The sequence below is a fragment of the Brevundimonas sp. genome (assembly GCF_031082345.1).
In the GTDB taxonomy this organism is placed as follows: Bacteria; Pseudomonadota; Alphaproteobacteria; order Caulobacterales; family Caulobacteraceae; genus Brevundimonas.
The window spans coordinates 1-6564 of the sequence record NZ_JAVHLH010000163.1; the positions used below are offsets into that span (position 1 = coordinate 1).

Genomic DNA, 6564 nt, shown 5'->3' on the forward strand with positions numbered 1-6564 from the left:
GGCCGCGACCAGCTTGCTGAAGGCGGCGTCGATCAGTTCGCCGACCCCGCCGCACAGCACCACCTGTTCGCCGAACAGGTCGCTCTCGCACTCGGCGGCGAAGGTGGTCTCGAGAATGCCCTTGCGGCCGCAGCCCAGAGCGGCCGCGTAGGACAGGCCGAGGGCGTGGGCCCCGCCCGAGGCGTCCTGATGCACGCCGAACAGGGCGAAGACCCCCTCCCCGGCTTCGTAGAGGTCGCGGATGCGCGGACCGATGCCCTTGGGCGAGGCGAGGATGACGTCGAGGTCGGGGCGCGGCTGCACCAGGCCGAAGCGGACCGACAGGCCGTGGGCGAAGACCAGGGCGGCGCCGGGCTTCATCGCCGGGGCCAGTTCGTCGCGCCACAGGTCGCGATGGGCCTCGTCCGAGACCATGACGGCGACGACGTCGGCGGAGGCGGCGGCCTCGCCGGCGCTCAGGACGGGAAAGCCGTCGGCCTCGGCCCTGGCGCGGGTGGCGGAGGCGGCCTTCAGCCCGACGACGATGTCGGTCACGCCCGAGTCGCGCAGGTTCAGGGCGTGGGTGCGGCCCTGGCTGCCGTAGCCGATCACGGCGACGCGCTTGCCGCGAATGATGGAGAGATCGCAGTCGCGGTCATGGAAGACGGGGAGCGGGGCGCCTAGGTTATCGGTCATGAGCACAGACATAACGCCTTCCGACGTCGTCGCCTTCTGGAAAGAGGCGGGGCCGAAAAAGTGGTTCGCCAAGGACGAGGCCTTCGACGCCGAATTCCGCCGCCGCTTCCATGACGCCCATGTCGCCGCGGCCCGGCGCGAGCTGGACGACTGGGCCGCGACGGCCGCGGGGTCGCTGGCGCTGCTGATCCTGCTGGACCAGTTCCCGAGGAACAGCTTCCGCGGCACGGCGCACGCCTTCGCCACCGATCCGCTGGCGCGGATGTTCGCGAACCGGGCGCTCGAGGCGGGGCACGATCTGGAGACCGAGGGCGACATCCGCCGGTTCTTCTATCTGCCGCTGCAGCATTCGGAGGACACGGCCGATCAGGACCGGCAGGTGGCGCTGTTCCAGACCCGGATGGAGCGCGCGCCGGACGACCGCTGGGCCGAGCATCACCAAGGGATCATCGCCCGCTTCGGCCGCTTTCCGCATCGCAACCGGGCGCTGGGGCGGGAGACGACGGCGGAAGAGCAGGCGTTTCTGGAGGCCGACGGCTTCCGGGGGTGACGGTAGACCCCGGGGCGGAAAAAACAGGGTCGATCCCGTCTACCTCGTCTACCTCGTCGTCCCCCAATTCCCGGCGCAGGGCGGCCTCCTGAACAGCGGCCTCGTCGAGGCGGAAATGGATTCTCAACCAGGCGGCCGCCTCGGCGGCGCGGCCGTTGACGATGGCTTCGCGCAGATGGATGGCCGCCAGTTCAGCGAGATCGAAATAGTCGGCCTCGTGGATGTCGCCGTCGAGTTCGATCGGGCCGGACGGCATCGGCGCCGGCTGGTCGATCCGACGCCAGCCGCCAGTCGCCGCGCGCTTGCGGAAGGCGGCGAGGCCGAGGCCGTAGCGGGCGCAGACGGCCGGGCCGCTGAGACCCGCGAGATAGTCGTCGCGGGCGCGCTCCCAGGTTTCCGGCGGATGGATGCGGTGGCCGGGGCGGGGCGGCTCGTCCGGTTCGGGCAGGTCTGTCATGGGTCCCTCCAGATGAAGAGACGGATTGTACGGGCGCGGCTTCCTATGGCGCGTTCAGGACGCTGGCCGGGAGGTGATGTTTCGGGAAAACAGGGAGTTGAGGGGTGAGAGTGTGAGGACCGGGCGCGGATTTGCAGCGCAGCAATTCCTCTTCCTTCTCCCCTACGCCCCCAGAAACACCGTGCGCACGAAGGTGCGGTAGGCGAGGATCTGGTCTTCGAGCAGGCGCGGCCGGCCCAGGGCCTTGGCGATGACGATGCTGCCGTCGACGATGGTCAGCAGCATGTCGGCGAGGGCCTCGAGGTCGACCTCGACCCGCGGCGGGTGGACGAGGGCGATCGCCTCGATCCGCGCGCGGAACTGGGCCCGCCAGACTTCGGTGACCTCGGTCAGGATGGCGCGCACGCGGGCGTCGAACTGCTGGTCCTGGTAGACGAAGGTGGCGACGAGACAGCCGGGCCGCTCGGCCTGCATGTCGGCCATGGCCTCGGCCAGCAGCTTCAGCCCGACGAGGAAGGCGTGGAGCGGATCGTCGCTGAGCTCGTCGGCGCGGCGGAACAGGTCGTCGAAAATGCCCAGGTCGCGGTCGCGGAAGCGCTCGATCAGGGCGAGGGCGAGGTCGTTCTTGTCGCGGAAATGATAGAAGAAGCCGCTCTTGGTGATGCCTGCCTCGAACAGGATCTCGTCGATCGAGGTGGCGGCGAAGCCCTTGGCCAGCACCGAGGCCTCGGCCACGTCCATGATGCGGTCGCGGGTCTGTTCGCCCCGGGAGACGCGGATCTGGGGTCTTTCGCGGAGAAGGGACTGCACCATGAGTGCGGTTTTCCTCATTTCGGCCACATGACCGGGCCGCGAAACGGGCCTGTTCTGATCAGATGGCGTTGAAACTGCGTGGGAAATACGCCCCGACGGCTCACTGGACCATGCGACGGCTAACCGTGCGCGGCGGCGCCTCATATCACTTCAGCCTCCCCGTTTCGCCCTTCCGGAGGTTAAGAATGATCAATGTTGTAACCGTTTCCATCACGGCGATGTTCGTCGGTTTCATCCTGCTGGACACCGTCTGGCGGCCCCGCGACTATCCCGCGAGCCCGGCCTGGCGATTGCGCGGGCTGGCGGCGTTCGCCGTCTCCATGGCCGTGGCCCTGTTCGCCCCGTTGATCTGGGACGCCTTCCTGGCCGAGCATCGGCTGATCGATCTCACCGGAACGCCGCTGTGGCTCCAGCTCGGGATCGGCTTCGTGCTGTTCCAGCTGACCATGTACCTGTGGCATCGGACCCTGCACGGGGTCGATTTCCTGTGGCGGCATCTGCACCAGACCCACCACTCGGCCGAGCGGATCGACGTGTACGGGGCCTTCTGGTTCCACCCGCTCGACATGATCGCCTTCACCCTGCAGGGCAGCCTGGCGCTGGTGTGGATCGTCGGCCTGTCGGTCGAGGCGGTGATCCCGATCGTGCTGGTCAACAGCTTCATGACCATGTTCACCCACGCCAATGTGCGCACCCCGCGCTGGCTGGGCTGGTTCATCGCCCGGCCGGAGATGCACGCCGCGCATCACGAGCGGGGCGTGCACCGGTCGAACTATTGCGACCTGCCGCTGATCGACATGATCTTCGGCACCTGGGACAACCCGAAGACCGCGCCGAAGCAGGCGGGGTTCTACGACGGGGCCTCGGCCGAGCTGGGGGCGCTGCTGGTGGGCAAGAAGCTGGTCTGAGGAATGTGTCCTTCTCCCCTCCGGGGGAGAAGGTGGGCGGCGCAGCCGCTCGGATGAGGGGGATGTCTGACGCCAGCCGGCAACCGTCCAGCTGGAGCCGACTTACCCCTCATCCGGCCCTCCGGGCCACCTTCTCCCCCAAGGGGAGAAGGATGATCCACAGCCGGCCCGGTTATCGCTGGCAATCACCCACAACCACGGTTTGGACGGTGTCGTTCGCGTTGGACGCGCGGGGTGATTCGGGGGTCAACTCCCACCCATGAACGCCGTCGCCCTCGCAGAGCTGGAAGCCCGCACGGGCGCCGTCGCGGCCGATCATCCGGAGTGGCAGTATCTAAACCTGCTGCGCGACATCCTCGACAACGGGGCGGTGCGCGACGACCGGACGGGGACCGGGACGCGGGGCGTGTTCGGGCGGCAGATGCGGTTCGACCTGTCGAAGGGCTTTCCGGTCCTGACGACCAAGAAGCTGCATCTGCGCTCGATCATCGTCGAGCTGCTGTGGTTCCTGCGCGGCGAGACCAATATCGGCTGGCTGAAGGACAACGGCGTTTCGATCTGGAACGAATGGGCCGACGCCGAGGGCGAGCTGGGGCCGGTCTACGGCAAGCAGTGGCGCTCGTGGGCGGCGCCGGACGGGCGGGTGATCGACCAGATCGAAAAGCTGATCGTCGGGCTGAAGACCAATCCGAACGGGCGCCGGCACATCGTCTCGGCCTGGAACCCGGCCGATGTCGACGACATGGCCCTGCCGCCGTGCCACTGCCTGTTCCAGTTCTTCGTCGCCGACGGCAGGCTGAGCTGCCAGCTGTACCAGCGGTCGGCGGATGTGTTCCTGGGGGTGCCGTTCAACATCGCCTCCTATGCCCTGCTGACCATGATGGTGGCGCAGGTGGTCGGGCTGGAGCCGGGCGAGTTCGTGCACACCTTCGGCGACGCCCACCTGTATCTGAACCACGTCGAACAGGCGGAGACCCAGCTGGCGCGCGAGCCGCTGGCGCTGCCGACGATGACGATCACGCCGCGGGACGACCTGTTCGCCTATACGCTCGAGGACTTCGTGCTCGAGGGGTATGAGCCGTGGCCGCATATCAAGGCGCCGGTGGCGGTCTGATGCTTACTTTCGTCATTCCGGGGCGCTCGTCAGAGCGACCCCGGAACCCGGCGGCGCGCGAGAGCGCGAAACTGTCGGGAGCGCCGGAGCGTCGACAGGTCGCCTTCGGCGCCGCCCGGTCCCGGGGTTCGCTGCGCGCCCCCGGGATGACGAAAGGAAAGTGATTTGAACCTCTCCGACCTGTCCACCGCCGTCCTGCGCATCTCCGACATCTATGCGGCCGAGCACGGCATCGAGCGGTCCGGCGACTGGGCCCTGCTGAAGGTGCAGGAGGAGCTGGGCGAGCTGACGGCCGAGCATCTGCGGATGAGCGGGCGGGCGCGGGGCTCGGCCGACGCCGGCAAGCTGGGCGACGAGGCGGCGGACGTGCTGGGGATGCTGCTGATCTATTGCGACCGGGCCGGGATCGATATCGAACAGGCCATGCAGCGGAAATGGCTGCACTGGCTGGAGAAGACCGCGTGAGCGCCCTGCCCCACATCGCCCTCGTCGTCGCCCGGGCCCGCAACGGGGTGATCGGGCGCGACGGCGACCTGCCGTGGCGGCTGCGCAGCGACCTGCAGCGGTTCAAGGCGGTGACCATCGGCAAGCCCTGCATCATGGGACGGCGGACGTGGGAGAGCCTGCCGCTGAAGCCGCTGCCGGGGCGGCTGAACCTGGTGCTGTCGCGCGATGAGTCGTTCGAGGCGAAGGGGGCGGTGATCTGCACCACCCTGGACGAGGCCGTGGAGATCGCGCGCGAGACGGCGATGGACGACGGGGTCGACGAGGTCTGCGTCATCGGCGGGACGGCCCTGTTCGCGGCGGCCCTGCCGCGGGCGAAGCGGCTGTATCTGACCGAGGTCGAGGCCGAGCCGGAAGGGGACGCGCTGTTTCCGGCCTTCGACGAGGGGGCGTGGGTCGAGGTCTCGTCGGAGGCGGTTGCGGCGGGCGAGAAGGACGACCACGATTTCGTCTTCCGCGTGCTGGAAAGGAAATGACCATGCTGATCGTGACCACCAATGACGTGCCCGGCCACCGGGTGGTGAAGACGCTGGGGCTGGTGCGGGGCATCACCGTGCGGTCAAGGAACGCGCTGAGCGACGTGGTCGGCGGGCTGCAGTCGATGCTGGGCGGCCGGGTCGGCGCCTATGTCAAACTGGCCGAGGCGTCGCGCGAGGAGGCCTATGACGAGCTGGTCGCGCATGCGCAGGGAATGGGGGCCAACGCCGTGATCGCCATGCGCTACGAGGCCAATGAGATCATGGAGGGCGTCACCGAGGTGCTGGCCTATGGCACCGCCGTGGTGGTCGAGCCCGACTGAGTCCTTTCATTCCGGCGCGGCTGTGCCACTGTCGGGGCGGCCCGTTCATGGGCGGGGGTCGGGGGACCTGGACATGGGTGTTTTCAGCTGGCTGACCGGCAGCCGGGCGGCGCCCGCGGGCGCGACGCGCGAGTCCGCGGCGGCGCTGCGCGAGCGGCTGCTGGGGCTGAACCGGGACACCGCGCCCTGGCGGGTCCGCGACGGGGCGCCGGAGGGGGTCGATCTGGTGGCCGAATGGCGGATCGTCGACGCCCGGTGGTACGAGATCTTCGCCAAGGCCGGGATCCAGCGGGTCTTCAAGGTGCTGATGAAGTTCGACGAGGCGAACGGGGTGGTGCGTTCGGCCGACCAGGAATGGTCGGTGGAGTGGCGGGCCGGGACGCCGGACCTGACCCTGGCGGGCTCGGGCTTCCGGGGCCAGTCGTGGGAAATGAGCTTCGAGAGCGTCTACGCCTTCCGCGAGGACGGCTCGTGGGGCGAGGTCTACAGCTACAAATTCAACACCAACGAGATCAAGGGACCGCTCCACAAGGCGGCCGCCGAGGCGGGCTGGGGCTGGAAGGGCGTGGCCTTCGGCAAGCTGTGAGCTAGACGCCGAGCAGGTCCGCGATCCGCGCCGCCACGACGGCGAAGCGCCGGGCCGTGTCACCGTCGGGTTCGGCCGAGACCAGCGGGCGGCCGGCGTCGCCCGCCTGGCGCAGGGCGGCGTCCAGCGGCAGGTCGCCGAGGAAGGGCACGCCGAGG

General features: G+C 68.8%; 10 protein-coding genes. 7 read left to right on the forward strand and 3 right to left on the reverse strand.

Annotated features, from left to right (window positions below; all coding sequences use genetic code 11):
* Positions 1 to 675 (reverse strand): ketol-acid reductoisomerase (ilvC, locus tag RDU12_RS10855; RefSeq protein WP_308684606.1); only part of this gene is annotated, 675 nt, incomplete at its 3' end.
* Between ilvC and RDU12_RS10860 the strand changes: the two genes are divergently transcribed.
* Positions 674 to 1225, forward strand: a complete 552-nt coding sequence (locus RDU12_RS10860) for a DUF924 family protein (RefSeq protein WP_300289582.1) — start codon at positions 674 to 676, stop codon at positions 1223 to 1225. The two genes, ilvC and RDU12_RS10860, sit on opposite strands and share 2 nt — an antisense overlap.
* Here RDU12_RS10860 and RDU12_RS10865 read toward each other — a convergent pair.
* Positions 1122 to 1682: a hypothetical protein gene (locus RDU12_RS10865; protein WP_300289581.1), complete on the reverse strand. Its 561-nt coding sequence runs from the start codon at positions 1680 to 1682 to the stop codon at positions 1122 to 1124. The two genes, RDU12_RS10860 and RDU12_RS10865, sit on opposite strands and share 104 nt — an antisense overlap.
* 162 nt (positions 1683 to 1844) lie before the next feature.
* A complete protein-coding gene (locus RDU12_RS10870; protein WP_300289579.1) occupies positions 1845 to 2495 on the reverse strand; it encodes a TetR/AcrR family transcriptional regulator in 651 nt (216 codons plus the stop codon).
* A gap of 185 nt (positions 2496 to 2680) precedes the next feature.
* On the opposite strand from RDU12_RS10870, the gene RDU12_RS10875 reads away from it, so the two are divergent.
* The 6 genes from RDU12_RS10875 (at position 2681) to RDU12_RS10900 (ending at position 6406) form a co-directional block, all read left to right on the forward strand.
* Complete coding sequence (locus RDU12_RS10875; protein WP_300289578.1) at positions 2681 to 3403, forward strand: sterol desaturase family protein; 723 nt, start codon at positions 2681 to 2683, stop codon at positions 3401 to 3403.
* Positions 3404 to 3662: 259 nt separating this feature from the next.
* Positions 3663 to 4517, forward strand: a complete 855-nt coding sequence (locus tag RDU12_RS10880) for a thymidylate synthase (protein ID WP_300289577.1) — start codon at positions 3663 to 3665, stop codon at positions 4515 to 4517.
* A 165-nt stretch (positions 4518 to 4682) separates the two neighbouring features.
* Positions 4683 to 4982: a phosphoribosyl-ATP pyrophosphohydrolase gene (locus tag RDU12_RS10885; RefSeq protein ID WP_300293547.1), complete on the forward strand. Its 300-nt coding sequence runs from the start codon at positions 4683 to 4685 to the stop codon at positions 4980 to 4982.
* Positions 4979 to 5497, forward strand: coding sequence for a dihydrofolate reductase (locus tag RDU12_RS10890; protein ID WP_300293545.1), 519 nt, complete (start codon positions 4979 to 4981; stop codon positions 5495 to 5497). The genes RDU12_RS10885 and RDU12_RS10890 overlap by 4 nt, the downstream gene beginning before the upstream one ends.
* Before the next feature lie 2 nt (positions 5498 to 5499).
* Positions 5500 to 5820 carry a YbjQ family protein gene (locus tag RDU12_RS10895; protein ID WP_300293550.1) on the forward strand — a complete coding sequence of 107 codons (321 nt, stop codon included), beginning with the start codon at positions 5500 to 5502 and terminating at the stop codon, positions 5818 to 5820.
* Between the two features lie 73 nt (positions 5821 to 5893).
* A complete protein-coding gene (locus tag RDU12_RS10900) occupies positions 5894 to 6406 on the forward strand; it encodes a hypothetical protein (protein WP_308684607.1) in 513 nt (170 codons plus the stop codon).
* Positions 6407 to 6564: the final 158 nt, after the last annotated feature.

What these genes read in the sequence shown, in the direction of transcription:
- RDU12_RS10860 (WP_300289582.1), top strand. Translation starts at nt 674, where the DNA reads ATGAGCACAGACATAACGCCTTCCGACGTCGTCGCCTTCTGGAAAGAG.
- RDU12_RS10865 (WP_300289581.1), bottom strand. Translation starts at nt 1,682, where the DNA reads ATGACAGACCTGCCCGAACCGGACGAGCCGCCCCGCCCCGGCCACCGC.
- RDU12_RS10870 (WP_300289579.1), bottom strand. Translation starts at nt 2,495, where the DNA reads ATGGTGCAGTCCCTTCTCCGCGAAAGACCCCAGATCCGCGTCTCCCGG.
- RDU12_RS10875 (WP_300289578.1), top strand. Translation starts at nt 2,681, where the DNA reads ATGATCAATGTTGTAACCGTTTCCATCACGGCGATGTTCGTCGGTTTC.
- RDU12_RS10880 (WP_300289577.1), top strand. Translation starts at nt 3,663, where the DNA reads ATGAACGCCGTCGCCCTCGCAGAGCTGGAAGCCCGCACGGGCGCCGTC.
- RDU12_RS10895 (WP_300293550.1), top strand. Translation starts at nt 5,500, where the DNA reads ATGCTGATCGTGACCACCAATGACGTGCCCGGCCACCGGGTGGTGAAG.
- RDU12_RS10900 (WP_308684607.1), top strand. Translation starts at nt 5,894, where the DNA reads ATGGGTGTTTTCAGCTGGCTGACCGGCAGCCGGGCGGCGCCCGCGGGC.